The organism is Halopseudomonas sp., from assembly GCF_041579695.1.
In the GTDB taxonomy this organism is placed as follows: Bacteria; Pseudomonadota; Gammaproteobacteria; order Pseudomonadales; family Pseudomonadaceae; genus Halopseudomonas.
The window spans coordinates 24,269-43,587 of the sequence record NZ_JBFGFI010000012.1; the positions used below are offsets into that span (position 1 = coordinate 24,269).

Here is a 19,319-nt window from a genome sequence, read left to right on the forward strand (position 1 = left end):
AAGCCTAATCGCCCAAGAAACTTGGTTAATGGCCTGTCTTTGCCCGCCAGGGCTATCTTCAATACGATACAGCCTCACCACAAGCCCCACTGGGCCTGCTGGCTAGCTGTTCGCCAGGCCATGATTGCTGGCCAACTGACAACGCTCCCTGCTGAATCTGCCCTTTGGCCGCCCTTCCCGCAAACCGGTATTGCACTTGAACCTGAGACCAGCCGCTGTGTCGGATGACTTTGTAAGGACATCCTTCCGAGTCAGCGTCACGCTATTGGCAGGGGCAGTTTATGGGTCAATCCGATACCAATCAGAATACAGAAACAGATAACCGCGCCTGGCACGCCTTGCCAGCCGGGGAAATGGCCAGCGGCAACAAGGTGGTGTTGGTGGCGATCGGCTGCTGCCACGCGTTGCCGTTGCTGTTTGTCTATGCACCGTTCATGAACCAGCTATTCGATACCGAACCACTTGATGCTACGGCCTGGCTCTACTGCATCGGGATGGCGCTGAGTCTGTTTTTGGTAATCGAGATTGAAAAGATCGGGGTACGCAGACTGTTGTCGGGACGCAGGCAGAAAACAGCTAGCAAGCATCATGAGGTGGGTAGCGATAGCGCAAAGGGTAAGGAGGCAAGATGACCGCGAGCGCAGATACCGGGAACACTACCGAGCTGATGGCAGGACCTGATGCCGTGCTGTTTGATATGGACGGCGTAATAACCGATACAGCATCGGCCCATGCCGGTGCGTGGCAGCGGCTGTTCAATGAGTTCCTGAACGCGCGCGCCGAGCGGCTGGGCGATCCATTCGAACCCTTCGATCCGCTTCGCGAATATCGTCAGTTCGTGGATGGCAAGCCCCGTATGGATGGCGTCAGAAGCTTTCTGGAATCACGCGGCATTGAGCTGGCCTACGGCCATCAGGACGATGCTCCCGATCTTGAGACCGTGTGTGGCCTTGGCAATCGCAAGGACCAGTATTTCAATGCATGGCTTGAGGAAAACCAGGTGATTGTGTACCCGGGAACACTCACCCTGCTCGAAGACTTGCGCGCCGCCGGAATCAAAATCGCAGTATTTTCGGCCAGCCGTAACGCCGAAACGGTACTGCGTTATGCCGGCGTACTCGACCGGTTCGATGCCAAGGTGGACGGTGTTGATGCAGCGGAGCTGGGCTTGCCCGGCAAGCCGGACCCAGCGATGCTGCTGGAAGCGGCTCGGCGCCTGGACGCTGATCCAGAGCGCAGCGTCGTGGTCGAGGACGCCATAGCTGGCGTCGCGGCCGGAGCACGGGGCGGTTTCGGCCTGGTGATCGGCGTGGCGCGCGGCGACTATGCCGACGACCTGAAGGCGGCCGGCGCTGATATGGTCGTGCATGACCTGAGCGAGACCTGCTTTACTCGTGGCGAAGGCCTGAAGGTCAAGACACTGGCGAATCTACCAAGCGTATGGGACCGACAGGACGAAATCCACCAGCGCATGGCAGGCAAAGCCCTGGCCGTGTTTCTCGATTATGACGGCACTCTGACGCCCATCGTCAAGGACCATACCAAAGCCCTGCTCGCCGAAGACATGCGCGCCGCCATTGCAGCGCTTGCCAGTACATGTGCGGTCATCATTGTCAGCGGCCGTGATCTTACCCGACTGCAGGAGCTGGTCGGCCTCGATCACCTCTGGTACGCCGGCAGCCACGGTTTCGACATCGCCGGCCCACAGGCGTCGGGAATACATCTGCAGCAGGGAACCGAGTTTCTTAGCGAGCTCGACAAAGTGGAGCATGCGCTGCAAGAGCGGCTGGTCGACATCAAGGACCACTCGGTGGAACGCAAGAGATTCTCGATTGCCGTCCATTATCGGCAGGTCGCGGATGACAATGTCAGCGAGCTGCGGCCAATCATAGACCGCACGCTTGACGAGCATCCTTTGCTGCGCCTGGGTTACGGCAAGAAAGTGTTCGAAATCCGGCCCGACATCGAGTGGAACAAGGGCGCGGCGGTGCTCTGGCTGTTACAGCGTCTGGGTGGAGAGCATCCCGGCCTGACCCCCGTGTACGTCGGTGACGACATCACCGACGAGGATGCCTTCCAGGTACTCGCGGGACGCGGGCTGTGCATTGCGGTACGGCACGAGGAATCACGCCAGAGCGCGGCGGACTATACGGTAGCTGATACCCGGGATGTGAAACGCCTGCTCGATATGCTGACAGCGCTCGCCAACAGCACGGCAACCGGACAGGAGGCGCAGCCATGACACACCGTACGGACAAGTCTCTGAATAACCCGTCGCCCCCCCTGCAACAGCCTGCGCAGGGGCAAACGCATGCCGGGGCTTGGTCCTTTGTTCACGAGGATTACCTGCCCGGGAAGGAAGGCCTGCGCGAAGCGCTCTTCGCCTTGGGGAACGGCTATTTTGTTACCCGTGGCGTCGCACCGGACTGCCAGATGGACGACGTGCACTATCCCGGAACCTATCTCGCAGGGGGTTACAACCGCTTGACCAGCGAAATCGCCGGACGCCAGGTCGAGAATGAAGAACTGGTCAATTTCCCGAACTGGTTGCCGCTTACTTTCCGGATCGACCAAGGTGCCTGGTTTCGGCTGGACGACGTCGAGTTACTGTCATTCCGCCAGGAACTGGACCTGCGCCACGGCATACTGCGCCGCGAGCTGAGGTTCCGCGATGCGGAAGGCCATATCACCCGCTGGAAAGAACGTCGTCTGGTCAGCATGGCCGACAAGCACCTGGCCGGATTGAGCGTCGAGCTCAATGCAGAGAACTGGACCGGGGAGCTGACGGTGCGCAGCGCTCTCGACGGCAGCGTGATTAATTGCGGGGTGGCTCGCTATCGCGATCTGGCAGCTCGCCACCTGGACGCTCTCAAGCTGGATCAGCCTGCCGCAGACACTCTATTACTAGGCTGCCGGACGAATCAGTCCGGCCTTGGCGTCGTCCAGGCAGCGCGCACTCGACTGTATCGCAATGGCACACGGATCGAAGCCGGTCGTGATACCCAGATGCAGGAAAGACAGATCGCCCACGAGATCTTCTGCCGCATGGATGAGGACTCGCCCGTCGTGATCGAGAAAATCGCTGCCTTGTTCTCCTCACGCGACTGGGCCATATCCGAACCCGGGCTAGCAGCTCTCCGGACGCTCGAGCTGGCCGGACGCTTTGACACTTTGCTCGCCAGCCACGCATTTGCCTGGAAACAGCTATGGGAGATGTGCGACATCGAGATCGAAGACTGTGCAGCGCCGGCAACCGAGCTCAAGCTGCGGATCCACATGTTTCATCTTTTACAAACTGCATCCAGACACACCATTGACCTTGATACCGGCATCCCCGCCCGCGGCTGGCACGGCGAAGCCTACCGCGGGCACATCTTCTGGGATGAGCTGTTTATCTTCCCCTTCCTGAGTCTGCGTATGCCGATGCTCACACGTGCGCTGCTGCGATATCGCCACAGACGTCTGCCCGAAGCTCGCCGGGCGGCGCGGGCAGCCGGTTTCCGCGGCGCGATGTACCCCTGGCAGAGCGGCAGTGACGGTAGAGAGGAGACTCAGCGGTTGCACCTGAATCCGAAATCCGGGCGCTGGCTCCCCGACACAAGCCACCTGCAGCGTCACGTCAATGCGGCAATCGCCTACAACATCTGGCAGTACCACCAGGCTTCCGATGACGGCGAGTTCCTCTATAGCTACGGGGCGGAAATGATGCTGGAAATCGCACGTTTCTGGGCAAGTGCGGCCATCTACAATTCCGCGATAGACCGTTACGAGATCAAGGGTGTGATGGGACCGGACGAGTACCATACCGCTTACCCCGATGCAGACCCGGAAAAGGCCACAGGCATCGATAACAATGCCTATACCAACATCATGGCCGCCTGGGTGTTGACCCGCGCCCGGGATGTTATCGAACTTCTGCCGGGAATGCGCGGCAACCAGTTATGCGAACGCCTCGGGCTGAGCCCTGACGAAATCGACGACTGGCACAGGATCGCCTGCAAGCTCCGGGTGCCGATGAATGCCGACGGCATCATCAGCCAATTCGAAGGCTACGACGATCTGGAAGAGCTGGACTGGGACCACTACCGGGAAAAATACAGTGATATCCATCGTCTCGACCGCATTCTGGAGGCCGAGGGCGACACGCCGAATCGGTACAAACTCTCCAAGCAGGCCGATGTGCTGATGCTGTTCTACCTGTTTTCGGCGGATGAGCTGTCACTGCTGTTCGAACAGCTGGGTTACCCGTTCGACCATGACACCATACCGAAAAATGTGGACTACTACCTGGCCCGGACATCGCACGGCTCCACGCTCAGCCAGGTCGTGCATTCATGGGTGCTGGCGCGGTCAGATCGTCCCCGTTCATGGCACCTCTTCTGCCAGGCCCTCGATAGCGATATTGCCGACATCCAGAATGGCACCACGCCGGAAGGCATACATGTGGGCGCCATGGCCGGCACCATCGATCTGATCCAACGCTGCTATCTGGGCATCGAGATGCGCGCCAACGTCCTGCATTTTGATCCGGCGCTACCCAACGACCTGCAGCGCACTCGGGTGAGATTGCATTACCGCCGACAGAACCTCGACGTCGACGTCAATCACGATGTCCTGCGCATTCGTAGCGGGTCACTAACGACCAGTCCGATCACGATCGCCTATCGCGGCCACTATCGCGACCTTGCCCCCGGCAACGAGTGTGAATTCCAACTGCTCAAGCCGCAGGAGCGTAATCGCGACGAAAACCGCGCCGCGCCGCCCTCGACACAGGAATTCGCTCCATGACCAAGCAAACATCACTGGTACGTTGGCTTGAGGACCTACGCCGCACGGACACCGCCCTCGTTGGCGGCAAGAATTCCTCCCTAGGGGAGATGATCAGCGCGTTGCAGGCGTCGGGAGTGCGCGTGCCTGGTGGATTTGCCACTACCGCCGACGCCTATTGGCATTTCATAGAGGAAAACGAACTGGCTGCACCCCTCGCAGAGAAACTCGATGCCCTAAAGCAGGATCGGAGCAACCTGGCCGTAATCGGCAAGGCTGTACGCAAGATGATCCTTGACGCGGATTTTCCGCCGCCGCTGGCCGAGGCCATACTGCGTTCCTATCGTGAGATGCCACATCAAGGACGCCACTCGCTAGCCAGCGTCGCCGTGCGCAGCAGCGCGACCGCAGAGGACCTGCCGGAAGCCAGTTTCGCCGGACAACTCGAAACTTTCCTGAATATCCGTGGCGACGATGCCTTGCTCGAGGCTTGCAAGAAATGTTTCGCCTCGCTGTTCACTGATCGCGCGATCATCTATCGGGAAAATCACGGCTTTGAACACATGAAGGTCGCACTGTCGGTGGGCATCCAGGAGATGGTGCGCTCGGACAAGGCCGGATCTGGCGTCATGTTCTCGATTGACACCGAGAGTGGCTTTCCTCGCTCCGTGCTGATCGATGCCGCCTGGGGATTGGGCGAAACCGTGGTACAGGGCATGGTGGAACCCGACGAATATCTGGTGTTCAAGCCGTTGCTCGATAATCCTTCGCTGCGACCAATTATCACCAAAACGCTGGGAGCCAAGGCAACCAAGATCGTCTACGCGACCGGCAATACGACTTCCCGGACAGTGAATACGACGCGCAAGGAGCGCCAATCGTTCGTTCTGAGCGATGACGAAGTACTGCAGCTGGCCCGCTGGGCCTGCACCATCGAGTCACATTACGGCCAGCCCATGGATATGGAATGGGCGAAGGATGGCCAGTCCAAAGAGCTGTATATCGTGCAAGCGCGGCCCGAAACGGTTCAATCGCGACGCAAGGCGGGTACGCTCCGAAGTTACCATCTCAGGCAAAAAGGCCGTCAGTTGGTTAGCGGCCAGGCGATCGGCGACTCCATCGCATCGGGCAAGGTGCGTCGTTTGCAGAGCGCCAAGGAAATCGATCAGCTCGAGGAGGGTGACGTGCTGGTAACCGGTACAACCGATCCGGACTGGGTACCGATCATGAAGAAGGCTTCGGCGATCGTCACTGACCACGGGGGGCGTACCAGTCATGCAGCGATCGTCAGCAGGGAGCTGGGGCTGACCGCTATCGTGGGCGCGGGTGATGCGACCGGGAAGCTGAACGATGGTCAGGAAATCACCGTCTCCTGTGCCGAAGGATCGGAGGGTCGAGTCTATGAGGGAATCCTGGATTTCGACGTGCGGGAAATCGACACCGCGGATATTCCCAAGACGCGTACCCATATCATGCTGAATCTAGCGAATCCATCGGCCGCCCTGCGCTGGTGGGGCCTGCCTGCCGACGGAGTGGGCTTGGCCCGCATGGAGTTCATCATTGGCAACCAGATCAAGATTCATCCGATGGCACTTGTTCATTTCGATACGCTCTCGGACAGGAAGGCCCGGCGCCAGATCACCTCGCTTACCAGTGTGTATGCCGACAAATGTGAATACTTCGTCGACTCTCTCGCCCGTGGCATGGCCAGTATTGCCGCTGCCCGCCACCCTGATCCTGTGATTGTGCGCATGAGCGATTTCAAAACCAACGAGTATGCGGACCTGATCGGTGGCGCCGAGTTCGAGCCAAAGGAAGAAAACCCGATGCTCGGCTGGCGCGGTGCAAGCCGCTATTACAGTGAGGACTACCGCGAGGGTTTCGCGCTGGAATGTCGCGCCGTACGGCGCGCCCGCGAGGAAATCGGCCTGGAAAACATTGTGATCATGATTCCTTTCTGCAGGACCATTACTGAAGCGGACAATGTGCTCAAGGTACTGGCCGAGAACGGCCTTGTGCGCGGCCGCGACGGTCTGAAGGTGTTCGTAATGGCAGAGTTGCCGGCCAATGTATTCCTCGCCGAGGAATTCGCCGCGCGCTTCGATGGTTTTTCCATCGGCTCCAACGACCTGACCCAGTTGGTGCTGGGCATTGATCGTGATAGTGGGCGGCTCAGCGCGCTATTCGACGAGCAGGACCCGGCGGTGAAATCTGCGATCTCGACCCTGCTTGCCCGGGCACGCGAAAGTGGCGTTCATACGGGTCTGTGTGGCCAGGCACCCAGCGACCACCCCGAGTTTGCCGCTTTCCTTGTGCAACATGGCATCGACAGCATCTCAGTAAGTCCCGACAGCTTTCTCAAGGTCAAATCCATTGTCGCAGAAGCCGAAAAACAAACGCATCGGGGAAACAAACCATGAGAATCGCCATATTCGAAATCGAGCCCTGGGAACATGCGGCCTTTGAAGGCCTGGAACAGGATCATGAGATCCGCTATCACCAAATACCGCTCGACAAGGCCACCGTGTCTGAAGTTGCCGATGCGGAGATCATTTCGGTTTTCATTTATTCGCGGCTCGATCGCGACTTGCTCAAACGATTCGAACGGCTCCGGCTAATAGCGACGCGCTCAACAGGTGTGGACCACATTGATATCGAACATTGTGAAGAGCGTGGGATTGCTGTGGCAAACGTGCCAACCTACGGTGGTCACGTGGTTGCTGAACATACCTTCGCGCTGCTGCTTGCAATATCCCACCAACTCGTCGCTGCGGTTGATCGCACCCGTCGAGGCGACTTCTCCCTGAAGGGTTTGAGCGGATTTGATCTGCACGGTCGCACCATCGGTATCGTGGGCACAGGCGATATCGGCAGCAACGTGGCGCGCATTGCACGCGGCTTCGGCATGCAGGTGCTGGCCTACGACATCGATCCGCGACCACAGCTGGCCGATGAAACCGGACTCACTTATGTTGATCTCCAGGAACTTCTCTCGCGCTCGGACGTGGTCTCGCTGCATGTGCCAGCGAATCGAACCACCGAGAAGATGATATCGCATGAGCAGTTTGCCGCGATGAAAAACGGTACAGTACTGATCAATACTGCGCGTGGCGCGGTGGTCGACACCGAGGCGCTCCTCAGAGCTCTTGCAGAGGGTCGCCTGGCCGCTGCCGGTCTCGATGTTTTGCCGGAAGAACCCGTCTTACGTGAAGAAACAGAGCTCCTGCGAACCTACTTTCAGGAAAAGCACAAGCTCGATATGCTACTCGCCGATCATATTCTGCTGCGTATGCGCAATGTCATTGTCACACCGCACAGTGCATTCAATACCCGCGATGCGGTTCAGCGAATACTCGACACAACCCGGGGCAACATCGACAGCTACCTTAGCGGCAAACCGAAAAACCTGGTCAAAAACCCCTAAAAAAAGGCGCCATATAGGCGCCTTTTCTGCTCTCAATCCTGGAAAATTTTTCGCAGGATAATAGTCTCGTTGCGGTCTGGCCCGGTGGAGATGATATCCACCGGCGCAGCGACCAGTTCCTCGATACGCCGAATGTAAGCCCGGGCATTTTCCGGCAGCTCCTCGAGTGTCTGGATACCCAGGGTAGATTCACTCCAGCCAGGCACTTCCTCGTATACCGGATCAAGCCCCAGATAGCTGTCGGCATCACTCGGCACTTCGATGACCGCACCGGCCTCATTGCGATATCCGACACAGATGCGGATGACATCCAGACCATCGAGCACATCCAGCTTGGTCAGGCACAGACCACTGATGCTGTTCACTTCCATTGCCCGGCGCAGAATGACTGCATCGAACCAGCCACAGCGACGCGCGCGACCGGTAGTGGATCCGAACTCGTGCCCGCGCTCGGCAAGGCGCGCGCCCACATCATCGAAAAGCTCGGTTGGAAAGGGCCCTGAGCCAACGCGGGTGGTGTAAGCCTTGGTGATGCCCAGTACATAATCCAGATATAGCGGACCGAAACCCGAACCGGTGGCCGTGCCGCCAGCCGTGGTGTTGGAGCTGGTGACGTACGGATAAGTGCCGTGATCGATATCCAGTAGCGAGCCCTGGGCACCCTCGAACATGATGTTGGCGCCCTGCCGGCGCAACTCATGCAAGCGCGCGGTGACATCGGTCATCAGCGGTCGCAGCCATTCGGCGTAGCCCATGGCCTCGTCCAGTGTTTTCTGGAAGTGGACGGGCTTAACCTTGTAGTAATGCTGCAGAGAAAAGTTGTGATACTCCAGAACATCGCCCAGCTTCGCGGCAAAACGCTCTGGGTTGAACAGGTCTGCCACGCGCAAGCCTCGACGTGAGACCTTGTCTTCGTAGGCGGGACCGATGCCTCTGCCGGTGGTACCGATCTTGGCTTCACCGCGTGCCTTTTCCCGCGCCTGATCAAGCGCTACGTGGTATGGCAGGATCAACGGGCAGGCCGGGCTGATGCGCAGGCGCTCACGCACCGGCACGCCCTTGGCTTCAAGCTCCTTGAGCTCCTTCATCAGCGCCTCAGGAGACAGAACCACACCATTACCGATGAAACAGGTGACGTTTTCGCGCAGGATACCTGACGGAATCAGGTGCAATACGGTTTTTTCACCATCGATAACCAGTGTGTGGCCGGCGTTATGCCCACCCTGATAACGTACAACGGCGGCGACCTGATCGGTCAGCAGATCCACGATCTTGCCTTTGCCTTCATCGCCCCATTGGGTACCGAGGATGACTACATTCTTGCCCATTTCAGCTCTCGCCTCATTCGAATTTGGACGGCCTGCACAGCCGTTGAATCAGTTGTTCAGCTTATTGACCTGCCACGCACCACCCTGCCAGCGCAGAATACGGTCGCAACCATGCTCGCCTGCATCGGCATCCATCTGCCCCGGCAGCGCAACTATTACCCGCTCACCCTGGCGACGCAGCCGCATTACTTCCGCCTGCAGACCGGGCTCGTTGGCATAAGCCGCCCATATGGCCCTGGAGCGAACCACTCCGGCAATGCTGCCGCGCTCCACCAGCAGACGCAGGTCGGTGGAGAAACCCGTCGCCGGGCGCGCGCGACCGAAATCCGAACCAATATCATCGTAGCGGCCACCCTGGGCGATGCTCTGCCCCATGCCCGGAATATAGGCAGAAAACACGACACCGGTATGGTAGTGATAGCCGCGCAGTTCACCCAGATCGAAATACAGCGGCACGTCCGGATACTGACGCGCGAGGGTTTGGGCGATTTCCGCCAGATCGTCCAGCGCCGCCATGACCGACTCCGGCGCACCGTCCAGCAGCACATGGGCTCGTTCCAGCACTTCGACGCCGCCAGACAGCTCGGCCAGACTGCAGAGCATTGCGGCCAACGAAGACTGGCTCTGGCCCAGCGGCTCGGCAATCGCCCTTACCTCGTCGACCGCCTTGCGCTGCAGGGCATCGAATAGTGCCTGCTCGACTTTCTCATCCAGCCCTGCAGCCTGCGCCAGCCCGCGGTAGATGCCCACATGGCCGATATCCAGATGAGCACCGTACACCTCGCAGCTAGCTAGCGTTTCCAGCATCAGGGTGATGATTTCGATGTCGCTGGCGCTGGACGCATCACCATACAGCTCGGCACCCAGCTGGATCACGCTGCGCGCCGTAGACAATGCGCGTGGACGGGTATGCATCACGCTGCCGCAGTAGCAGAGACGGCTCGGTCCTTCCGCGCCCAGGGTGTGGGCGTCGATGCGTGCGACCTGGGGGGTGATATCGGCGCGCACGCCAAGCATGCGTCCAGAAAGCTGATCGACCATCTTGAAGGTCTGCAACTCCAGATCATGACCCGCCCCGGTCAACAGCGACTCTACATATTCGATATGCGGGGTGATGACCAGGTCATATCCCCAGGAAGAAAACAGATCCAGCAGTTGCCGGCGAGCGGCTTCGATGAGTGCGGCCTCTTCGGGCAGCACTTCCTCGATACCCTCGGGCAACAGCCAGCTATCGACAGTTGGCATTTTCACAACCTTTCCTACGCAGTGAATACAAATGGACTGTAGCGCGTGTCATCAGCGCACCAGGTAAAGCAGCAGAGTACCCGTCACCATGCTGCCAAATCCGATGATCCTCAACTGACGGTCGCTGACCTGGGTGACGCTGGCCAGCATGCGCTTCCAGCGGCCGGGCGCCAGAAAGGGCATCAACCCCTCGATGACCAACACAAGACAGAGCGCGGTTGCCAGACTTTGCCACATTGACTGCATCCCCTGTCCCGGCCAGAACTCATCCAGCCCCAAAGAGGTGGATGACGGTCACAAAAAAGCCGGGACGACCCGGCTGCGCGATTGTAACACGTTTTTCCGCGCTCACACCCGCAAAGGAAGCAGGCGTGAGCGACGGTTTCCCTAGGGCGCGCTGCCCCCTTGGAGATAGCGGAAAAAATCGCTATCGGGATCAAGCACGAGGACATCCGACTTGCTGGCAAAGCTCTCGCGATAGGCCTGCAGGCTTCGGTAGAACGAATAGAACTCCGCATCCTTGTTGTAAGCATCAGCGTAAATGGCTGCCGCCTGAGCGTCGCCATCACCTCGAACCTCCTCGGCTTCACGGAAGGCTTCAGCCAGAATTACCCGCTGCTGACGATCCGCGTCGGCGCGTATACCTTCGGCAAGCTCGTTACCCTTGGCCCGGTGCTCCCGCGCCTCACGCTCCCGCTCACTGCTCATCCGCTCGAACACACTGCGGTTAACTTCGCTCGGCAGATCGATCGCCTTGACTCGCACGTCAAGCACCTCGATACCCAGCTCGCGCCGTGCGCTCTCGTCAAGCAAAGTAGTGATATCTGCCATAAGCTGATCGCGCTCACCGGACACCACTTCGTTCAATGAACGACGTGCAACTTCGTTCCGCAGGCCCGACTCGAGCTGGCGAGCGAGACGATCCTCAGCAAGTGCACGCACACCCGAGGTGGCGGTATAAAAACGCTCCACATCAGCAATGCGCCATTTCGCGTAGGAATCGACCATCAACGCCTTTTTCTCCAGCGTCAGGTAGCGCTGGGTGGCGGTATCCAACGTAAGCAAGCGCCCGTCAAACAGGCGCGCATCTTGCACAAACGGCAGTTTCAAATGAAGACCTGGTTGTACGTCAGTCCTTACTACCTTGCCGAACTGCAGCACAATACCGCGCTGAATCTCGCTGACGACGAAGAAACTCTGCCAGCCGACCGCGACGACGATCAGAGCCAGAATCAGGCCGAAAATTGTCTTGTTGCTCATTAACGAGTCTCCCTTGAGCGCGCATCACGCGGCGGATTCTGGGGCTGGCGGTTAGCCGCCTCGTTGGCCATCGACCCGCCCGACGCTGCAGATGAGGCCGATCTGGAATTGCCGTCCTGCTGCATGAGTTTATCCAGGGGCAGGTAAAGGAGGTTGTTGTTACCTTCGCCTCCAGATACCAGAATCTTGCTGGTATTGGTCATGACATCCTGCAATGTCTCGATGTACATGCGCTCGCGCATGACCTCGGGCGACAGCTGGTACTGGGCGACCAGCTGGTTGAAGCGCTGAGCTTCACCATCTGCCCTGGCAACGACCTCGTCGCGATAACCATTGGCTTCCTCCAGCAGTCGCTGGGCCTTGCCTCTCGCCTCGGGAATAACGCCATTGGCATAGGACTCGGCCTGGTTGCGGACCCGAACCTCGTCCTCACGCGCCCGGATGACGTCGTCAAACGCATCCTGGACCGCAGTCGGGGGTTGAGCGCTTTCAATGTTCACGCCAACCACCGTGATACCCGTATTATAGGTATCCAGATAGCGCTGCAGCCTTTCCGTGGTTTCGACCGCCATTTGCGCACGACCTTCGGTCAGCACCTGGTGCATGGGAGTTGACCCGACTACGTGGCGCAAAGCGCTCTCTGTAGCGTGACGCAGGCTGGTTTCCGGATCTTCGACCTCAAGAATGAAGTTTTCCAGATTGGATATCCGGTACTGGATTGCTACGGGCACCTCGACGATGTTCTCGTCCTGGGTGAGCATCTGCCCCTGCTGTCGGTACGAACGAACCTGGGTAACGTTGCGCTGGAATTTCTTCTCGAACGGCGGATAGTAGAGATGCAGGCCTGATTCGACCGTACGGTGGTATTCGCCGAAGCGCAGGACAATCGCCTGTTCCTGCTCATCTACAGTGTAAACGGCAGCGAACAGCCAGATAGCCACAATAACCAGGGCGACAATACCCAGTATGGCTTTTGGGAATCCCTGCCCAGACCCGGTGCCACGTCCACCGCTCTTGTCGCCACCGCCTTTCTTGCCACCAAACATGCCATTGAGACTGTCCTGCAGCTTGCGTAGCGCTTCGTCCAGATCCGGCGGGCCTTGCTTGCCCCCGCGGTTACCGTTATTGCCACCACTACCCCAAGGGTCTTGATTCTTGCCACCACCAGGCTCATTCCAGGCCATAGCCTTCTCCGTTATTCGTAAACTGGTTTGCGAGAGGGCTATGCAGCCATTTCGCTTATCTGATCAAGAGTACAGCATACCGCGCTCGGCGGGCGAATCGTACGGCGCCTTTATTGCAGCGCATGTTCTTCGATAAACGCATCCACTTGCCAGCCTTCGCGCTTGAGTAGGCGGTTCAGGTCGCTGCGCTGCAGCCGGAGATCCAGCTGTTGTCGGCCGTCCTCGGCGATACTTTCGCCGACCACCGCGCCAATCTCGTAAAACTGCGCACGCAGTCGCGCCTCGGCCGGATCGAGCACCACGGATTCCTGGATAACATCCACTGACAGAAGTTCGGACATGGCCTGCGCGAGAAGATCCAGGCCACCACCGTCCTGGGCGGACAGCCAGACGCGCACGGCTACGCCCTGCTCGTCTCGCTGAATATGGGGCTCAACACCGTCCAGCAGATCGACCTTGTTATAGATCTCGAGCATCGGCAGATTTGCTGCGCCAATTTCACCCAGCACTTTCATTACCTGCTCGATATGCGATGTCCGCTCTGGATCGGCTGCATCAACCACGTGCAGCAACAGGTCGGCCTGACTGGACTCCTCAAGCGTCGCCCGAAAAGCTTCCACCAGTTTGTGCGGCAGATGGCGGATAAAACCAACCGTATCCGCGAGAATCGTAGGGCCGATATCCTCCAGCTCGATACGCCGTAGGGTCGGGTCGAGGGTTGCGAACAGCTGATTGGCTGCATAGACTTCGGAAGTCGTCAGCGTATTGAACAGCGTGGATTTGCCGGCATTGGTATAACCGACAAGAGAAACTACCGGGATCTCGGCACGTCGACGGGCACGCCTTGCCTGCTCGCGCTGGCTGCGCACTTTTTCCAGACGTCGGGTAATCTGCTTTATTCGCTCGCGCAGCAACCGGCGGTCGGTCTCGAGCTGGGTTTCACCCGGACCGCGCAGGCCGATACCACCCTTCTGACGCTCGAGGTGAGTCCAGCCACGTACCAGGCGGGTACTGAGATGGTCAAGCTGGGCCAGTTCGACCTGCAGCTTACCCTCATGGGTGCGGGCCCGCTGCGCGAAAATATCCAGGATCAGACCGGTGCGATCTATCACGCGACACTTGAGTTCGCCCTCCAGATTGCGCTCCTGACTGGGCGTAAGCACATGATTGAAGATGACCAGGTCTCCCTGATGCTCTTCTACCAGCGCCTGCAACTCTTCTACTTTGCCACTGCCGACGAGAAAACGCGGGCTGGGCTGGTGCCGATTGACGGTCAGAAACGCAACAATCTCCGCGCCGGCCGAGTTGGCCAGCTCGATGAATTCCTGAGGATCCTCCCGGGTGCGTTCATCGGTACCTTCGAGATGAACGAGTATCGCTCGCTCACCCCCTTCATGGCGCTCAAAGAACAATCAAGCCTCCGGACAAATCAAGGATTTTCCAACTCGCCCTCTTCACTGCTGCCCTGAACAGGCAAGCGTACCGGCCGACCCGGCACCACAGTGGAAATGGCATGTTTGTAGACCATCTGGCTGACTGTGTTTTTCAGCAGGATGACGAACTGGTCGAATGATTCGATCTGGCCCTGCAACTTGATGCCATTGACCAGATAGATGGATACCGGAACACGTTCCTTGCGCAGAACGTTCAGGTAAGGGTCTTGTAATGAATGCCCTTTTGACATTGCCTTACTCCTTATGGGAACCGTATTTTTATGCATTTATACAATGCGTTATCGCCGCCGGGTCCCTTATCCATCGGACGAGGCGGCGCAATTGCCAACATGACCAGCCAAAGCAAGACCAGCGAATCACTCCTGCCTTATATGGTGATTCGCTCCAGATGTTTCAAGGCCTGATCAAATCTGTTCGGATCCAGGCTGTCAAACCAGTCAATCTCTGCCTGCCAACCGCGCAACCAGGTCATTTGCCGCTTGGCCAACTGCCTGGTCGCTATGACTCCCCGTTCGACCGCCTCGTCGAGCGAGAGTTTCCCGTCGAAATAGTCCCATAACTGCCGGTAGCCGACCGCCCGCACTGAAGGCAGCGCCGGATGCAGGTCGGAGCGGGCATGCAGTGCTTCGACCTCGCCAAGAAACCCCTGCTGCATCATTGTCCGGAAACGAGTGGCAATACGCTCATGGAGGACACTTCGCTCACATGGCGCAATGGACATATAGTGCATAGTATAAGGCAAAAACGACGCGCCGGAGTCTTCCGCCTGCGCTTTTTCTGTGCTTTGCCTGCGATGCCATTCGGTCAGGCTTATACCTGTCAGCAGGTATACCTCAAGAGCCCGCTGCAGGCGCTGGGGATCGTTCGGGTGGATGCGCCTGGCAGCTTGCGGGTCAGCATCTGCCAGACGAGCGTGCACTCCCTCCCAGCCCTCGCTGGCGGCCATTGACTCGATCTGCTTGCGAACCGCGGGATCTGCAGCCGGCATCGGCGCCAGACCTTCGGCCAGGGCGCGAAAGTAAAGCATCGTGCCACCCACCAGCAGCGGAATTCGGCCGCGGGCAGTGATCTCGCTGACCAGTTGAAGCGCATCGGCACGAAAAAGCGCCGCGGAGTAGGCCTCGGCCGGATCGAGGATGTCGACCAGATGGTGCGGGTAGCGCGCCAGGGTCTCTGTGTCCGGCTTGGCGGTGCCAATGTCCATACCCTGGTATACCAACGCCGAATCCACACTCACCAGCTCACAGGGAAATCGATCAGCCAGGTACATGGCCAGGTCGGTCTTTCCGGAGGCGGTCGGCCCCATCAGGCAGATGACCGGGGGCAAGGTAGCCGCCATCAGTCAACCACCGGAAACAGGTCAGCGGCCACGCAGGAACAGCTTATCAAGGTCCGGCATACTCATTCGCGTCCAGGTCGGGCGGCCGTGATTGCACTGCGCGCTTCGCTCGGTGCGCTCCATGTCGCGCAGAAGACCATTCATTTCGGCAAGCGTGAGGCGCCGGTTGGCCCGTATCGAACCGTGGCAGGCCATGGTCGAGAGCAGTTCGTTACGGTGCGCCTCGATACGGTCGCTGGTACCGTATTCAAGCAGATCGCTCAGTACGTCGCGCACCAGCTGCACTGCGTCAGCCTGGCGCAGCAGCGCCGGAATCTCGCGAATGCCCAGGGTTTCGGGCCCCATGCGCTGCACTTCGAACCCCAGCCGGGAGAACCACTGCGCATGCTCTTCAGCGCAATCCACTTCGCGCTGGCTCAACGCGACAGATTCGGGAACCAGCAGCGGCTGCCCACGCAGACCTTCTTCATCCATTGCCTGCTTGAGCCGTTCGTAGGTAATTCGCTCATGGGCGGCATGCATGTCGACCACGATCAGTCCTTCGGCGTTCTCCGCCAGAATGTATACCCCATGCAGCTGCGCGAGTGCATAGCCCATGGGCGGCACATCATGCTCAGCGTCCCTGGCCGGCGCGGACAGCGCCGCACCAGACCCAGCCGGCGTTGATACCTCGGCAGGGGCGCTGACGCCATAAAGCCCGGGGAAAGCCTCGAGGGTGCCGGCCAGCTCGCGGGGCGAGGGACGGTCCGGCACAGAGCCGGGAACTGACCAGCCCGCAGCTGGCTCGTGCAGCGGCATGCGCTCCTGGCCGGAAAAAACGCCAGCAGACTGGCCCCCCGCTCCGGGCATGCTGACCGCTGGCGCTGCGGAATACGCTTCCCCCTGCGGGCGGTCACCAGGACGCTGGTCGGCCAGCGCGCGGTGCAGCGTACTGAACAGAAAATCATGCACCATCCGACCATCGCGAAAACGCACCTCGTGCTTGGTCGGATGCACATTGACGTCCACCACTGCAGGATCGACCTCGAGAAAGAGCACGAAGGTCGGGTGGCGACCATGAAAGAGTACATCGCGGTAAGCCTGTCGCACCGCGTGCACCACCAGCTTGTCCCTGATCATGCGCCCGTTGACGAAAAAGTATTGAAGATCAGCCTGACTGCGCGAAAAAGTCGGCAGGCCTACCCAGCCCCATAGCCGCAGACCACTGCGCTCGCTGTCGATCGACAGTGACTGCTCGACGAACGCCGGGCCGCAGACAGCGGCAACGCGCCGACGCGACTCCATTTCCCCGTGCGCCGGGCGCAGGCTGAATATGGTGCGCCCGTTGTGCCGCAGCGTGAATGCCACATCGAAACGTGAGAGCGCCAAACGCTTGACCACTTCTTCCAGATGGCCGAACTCGGTCTTCTCGGTGCGCAGGAACTTGCGACGGGCGGGGGTGTTGAAGAATAGATCGCGCACCTCGACGGTGGTGCCCTGGGGATGGGCCGCCGGCTGCATGCTTGGCGCCATGTCACGGCCTTCGGTCTCAACCGCCCAGGCCTGATCCGCCCCCTTGGCACAGGATGTCAGAGTCAGCCTGGACACCGAGCTGACCGACGCCAGCGCCTCCCCACGAAAACCCAGCGTGATGACCTTTTCCAGGTCGTCAAGGTCGCGAATCTTGCTGGTGGCATGCCGTGACAATGCCAGCGGCAGGTCATCCTGCACGATACCGTCGCCGTCGTCGCGGACCCTGAGAAGCTTGACACCCCCCTGCTCCACTTCAATGTCGATGCGGCCGGCTCCAGCATCCAGAGCGTTCTCGAGCAACTCCTTGATTACCGAAGCGGGGCGCTCCACCACCTCACCCGCTGCGATCTGGTTGGCCAGACGCGGGCTGAGCAATTCTATTCGCGACATATCAGGGCTCATTCTTGACCAGCATGTTGCCGACCGGAACTTTCAGGATCTGACCTACGCGGATCTGGTCGTTTCCCAGACCATTGGACTGGCGCAATCTGGCCAGACTGACATCAAAGCGAGCGGCAATCAGCGACAACGTATCGCCGCGCACCACTTGGTACTGGTGGGGGCGCGCTGCCTGCAGTTTACCGTCGGCTTTCAGAGCGGCGATACGGGTGCCCGGCGGCGGGTTACGGTGAAAATAATCCCTGATACCCGAGTGCATCGCCCGAGCGAGGGCCTGCTGGTGGTCGCGTGTGACCAGCTTGCGCGCTTCACCCGGATTGGAGATAAAACCCGTTTCGACCAAAATCGACGGAATGTCCGGCGATTTGAGCACCATGAAACCCGCCTGCTCGACCCGGCGCTTGTGCAATGGTGTCATGCCTCCGACCGCCGACAGTACCTGCTGACCCACGTCGAGACTGGCTGACAGTGTCGCAGTCATGGACAAATCGAGCAGCACACTGGCCAGAACCTGATCCTTGTTGCCCAGGCTTACCCCGCCTACCCCACCGATCAGGTCGGAACGGTTCTCGCGGTCAGCCAGAAACCGCGCGGTCTCCGAGGTTGCGCCGCTATCCGAGAGTGCAAACACTGATGCTCCAAAGGCACTGGCGCGGGTGAACGCATCGGCATGCACGGAAACGAAAAGATCGGCACTGTGCTTGCGCGCAATCTCGGTCCGCTTGCGCAGCGGTATGAAGTAGTCACCAGTGCGGACCAGCACCGCCTCGAAGCCCGGCTCGGCATCGACCAGCTTTTTCAGCTCGCGAGAGATCGCCAGCACGACCTCCTTTTCCCGCACACCCCCGGGACCGATAGCCCCGGGATCTTCACCACCGTGGCCCGCGTCGATTGCGACCTTGATATTACGCCCCCCCCCCGGGCTCGATGACCGAGCGGGCTTTTGCGGCAGCGGCGAAGCGTTTGGCGGTGCCGGCGCGGTCAGCGTCTCGCGTGGCTCGGCATGGTCGTACAGATCGATAACCAGGCGATGCCCATATTGCTGGTTGGGCGGCAGCGCAAAGCTCTTGGGATTGACCTGACGGGAAAGATCCAGCACCACCCGCAGGTCGGTTTCGTCCCTGGGGGCAGAACGCACACCAGTTAGCGGCGTATCACTGAGCGGCAGACCGGAAACATCGGCAGAAAACCGCGCACCGCTGATATCGATAACCAGTCGCTCGGGATTGGACAGACTGAACAGACTGTGATCAGCCGGCCCGGAAAGATCGAACACCAACCGTGTGTTATCCGGCGCTCGCCAAAGCCTCACATTCTGGATATCAGCTGCCTGCGCCAGGCCGGCAACCAGCATAAACAGGCCCGCAATCAGCAAGCCAGCGGTCGCGTAGCCTTTATTTCTGCCAT

The 19,319-nt window shown here is 59.4% G+C and carries 15 protein-coding genes; 5 read left to right on the top strand and 10 right to left on the bottom strand.

Going from position 1 to position 19,319, the window contains the following annotated elements:
• Nucleotides 1-281: 281 nt before the first annotated feature.
• From ABYA88_RS04640 to ABYA88_RS04660, 5 genes are read left to right on the top strand one after another with little or no spacing between them, the layout of a single operon-like run.
• Nucleotides 282-632: a cation transporting ATPase C-terminal domain-containing protein gene (locus ABYA88_RS04640; protein WP_373185720.1), complete on the top strand. Its 351-nt coding sequence runs from the start codon at nucleotides 282-284 to the stop codon at nucleotides 630-632.
• Nucleotides 629-2,242, top strand: coding sequence for a trehalose-phosphatase (otsB, locus tag ABYA88_RS04645; protein WP_373185721.1), 1,614 nt, complete (start codon nucleotides 629-631; stop codon nucleotides 2,240-2,242). The genes ABYA88_RS04640 and otsB overlap by 4 nt, the downstream gene beginning before the upstream one ends.
• Nucleotides 2,239-4,788, top strand: coding sequence for a glycoside hydrolase family 65 protein (locus ABYA88_RS04650; RefSeq protein WP_373185722.1), 2,550 nt, complete (start codon nucleotides 2,239-2,241; stop codon nucleotides 4,786-4,788). The genes otsB and ABYA88_RS04650 overlap by 4 nt, the downstream gene beginning before the upstream one ends.
• Nucleotides 4,785-7,187 (top strand): phosphoenolpyruvate synthase, encoded by a 2,403-nt coding sequence (ppsA, locus tag ABYA88_RS04655; protein WP_373185724.1) that lies wholly within the window; start codon nucleotides 4,785-4,787, stop codon nucleotides 7,185-7,187. The genes ABYA88_RS04650 and ppsA overlap by 4 nt, the downstream gene beginning before the upstream one ends.
• Nucleotides 7,184-8,191, top strand: a complete 1,008-nt coding sequence (locus ABYA88_RS04660; RefSeq protein WP_373185726.1) for a hydroxyacid dehydrogenase — start codon at nucleotides 7,184-7,186, stop codon at nucleotides 8,189-8,191. The genes ppsA and ABYA88_RS04660 overlap by 4 nt, the downstream gene beginning before the upstream one ends.
• A gap of 32 nt (nucleotides 8,192-8,223) precedes the next feature.
• On the opposite strand, the gene ABYA88_RS04665 is transcribed toward ABYA88_RS04660, so the two are convergent.
• The 10 genes from ABYA88_RS04665 to ABYA88_RS04710 form a co-directional block, all read right to left on the bottom strand.
• Entirely contained in the window at nucleotides 8,224-9,519 is a 1,296-nt protein-coding gene (locus ABYA88_RS04665; RefSeq protein ID WP_373185728.1) for an adenylosuccinate synthase, read from the bottom strand.
• 48 nt (nucleotides 9,520-9,567) lie between these two features.
• Nucleotides 9,568-10,764 carry an ATP phosphoribosyltransferase regulatory subunit gene (locus ABYA88_RS04670; RefSeq protein WP_373185755.1) on the bottom strand — a complete coding sequence of 399 codons (1,197 nt, stop codon included), beginning with the start codon at nucleotides 10,762-10,764 and terminating at the stop codon, nucleotides 9,568-9,570.
• 51 nt (nucleotides 10,765-10,815) lie between these two features.
• A complete protein-coding gene (locus tag ABYA88_RS04675; RefSeq protein ID WP_373185730.1) occupies nucleotides 10,816-11,001 on the bottom strand; it encodes a DUF2065 domain-containing protein in 186 nt (61 codons plus the stop codon).
• A 150-nt stretch (nucleotides 11,002-11,151) separates the two neighbouring features.
• Entirely contained in the window at nucleotides 11,152-12,024 is an 873-nt protein-coding gene (gene hflC / locus ABYA88_RS04680) for a protease modulator HflC (protein ID WP_373185731.1), read from the bottom strand.
• Nucleotides 12,024-13,208 (bottom strand): FtsH protease activity modulator HflK, encoded by a 1,185-nt coding sequence (gene hflK / locus ABYA88_RS04685; RefSeq protein ID WP_373185733.1) that lies wholly within the window; start codon nucleotides 13,206-13,208, stop codon nucleotides 12,024-12,026. Before hflK ends, hflC begins: the two co-directional genes overlap by 1 nt.
• A gap of 110 nt (nucleotides 13,209-13,318) precedes the next feature.
• Nucleotides 13,319-14,620, bottom strand: coding sequence for a ribosome rescue GTPase HflX (gene hflX / locus ABYA88_RS04690; RefSeq protein ID WP_373185734.1), 1,302 nt, complete (start codon nucleotides 14,618-14,620; stop codon nucleotides 13,319-13,321).
• Between the two features lie 17 nt (nucleotides 14,621-14,637).
• The gene (gene hfq / locus ABYA88_RS04695) at nucleotides 14,638-14,892 is read right to left on the bottom strand and encodes an RNA chaperone Hfq (RefSeq protein WP_373185736.1); all 255 of its coding nucleotides are present in this window, start codon (nucleotides 14,890-14,892) and stop codon (nucleotides 14,638-14,640) included.
• Nucleotides 14,893-15,029: 137 nt separating this feature from the next.
• Nucleotides 15,030-16,001 (bottom strand): tRNA (adenosine(37)-N6)-dimethylallyltransferase MiaA, encoded by a 972-nt coding sequence (miaA, locus tag ABYA88_RS04700; protein ID WP_373185738.1) that lies wholly within the window; start codon nucleotides 15,999-16,001, stop codon nucleotides 15,030-15,032.
• A 21-nt stretch (nucleotides 16,002-16,022) separates the two neighbouring features.
• Nucleotides 16,023-17,903, bottom strand: coding sequence for a DNA mismatch repair endonuclease MutL (mutL, locus tag ABYA88_RS04705; RefSeq protein ID WP_373185740.1), 1,881 nt, complete (start codon nucleotides 17,901-17,903; stop codon nucleotides 16,023-16,025).
• Between the two features lies 1 nt (nucleotide 17,904).
• On the bottom strand, nucleotides 17,905-19,266 hold the full coding sequence (locus ABYA88_RS04710; protein ID WP_373185756.1) for an N-acetylmuramoyl-L-alanine amidase: 1,362 nt from the start codon (nucleotides 19,264-19,266) through the stop codon (nucleotides 17,905-17,907).
• Between the last annotated feature and the right edge of the window lie 53 nt (nucleotides 19,267-19,319).

Excerpts from the sequence above, each read along its gene's own strand:
- ABYA88_RS04640 (WP_373185720.1), top strand. The coding sequence starts at position 282 with ATGGGTCAATCCGATACCAATCAGAATACAGAAACAGATAACCGCGCC.
- otsB (WP_373185721.1), top strand. The coding sequence starts at position 629 with ATGACCGCGAGCGCAGATACCGGGAACACTACCGAGCTGATGGCAGGA.
- ABYA88_RS04650 (WP_373185722.1), top strand. The coding sequence starts at position 2,239 with ATGACACACCGTACGGACAAGTCTCTGAATAACCCGTCGCCCCCCCTG.
- ppsA (WP_373185724.1), top strand. The coding sequence starts at position 4,785 with ATGACCAAGCAAACATCACTGGTACGTTGGCTTGAGGACCTACGCCGC.
- ABYA88_RS04660 (WP_373185726.1), top strand. The coding sequence starts at position 7,184 with ATGAGAATCGCCATATTCGAAATCGAGCCCTGGGAACATGCGGCCTTT.
- ABYA88_RS04665 (WP_373185728.1), bottom strand. The coding sequence starts at position 9,519 with ATGGGCAAGAATGTAGTCATCCTCGGTACCCAATGGGGCGATGAAGGC.
- ABYA88_RS04670 (WP_373185755.1), bottom strand. The coding sequence starts at position 10,764 with ATGCCAACTGTCGATAGCTGGCTGTTGCCCGAGGGTATCGAGGAAGTG.
- ABYA88_RS04675 (WP_373185730.1), bottom strand. The coding sequence starts at position 11,001 with ATGTGGCAAAGTCTGGCAACCGCGCTCTGTCTTGTGTTGGTCATCGAG.
- hflC (WP_373185731.1), bottom strand. The coding sequence starts at position 12,024 with ATGAGCAACAAGACAATTTTCGGCCTGATTCTGGCTCTGATCGTCGTC.
- hflK (WP_373185733.1), bottom strand. The coding sequence starts at position 13,208 with ATGGCCTGGAATGAGCCTGGTGGTGGCAAGAATCAAGACCCTTGGGGT.
- hfq (WP_373185736.1), bottom strand. The coding sequence starts at position 14,892 with ATGTCAAAAGGGCATTCATTACAAGACCCTTACCTGAACGTTCTGCGC.
- miaA (WP_373185738.1), bottom strand. The coding sequence starts at position 16,001 with ATGGCGGCTACCTTGCCCCCGGTCATCTGCCTGATGGGGCCGACCGCC.
- mutL (WP_373185740.1), bottom strand. The coding sequence starts at position 17,903 with ATGTCGCGAATAGAATTGCTCAGCCCGCGTCTGGCCAACCAGATCGCA.
- ABYA88_RS04710 (WP_373185756.1), bottom strand. The coding sequence starts at position 19,266 with ATGCTGGTTGCCGGCCTGGCGCAGGCAGCTGATATCCAGAATGTGAGG.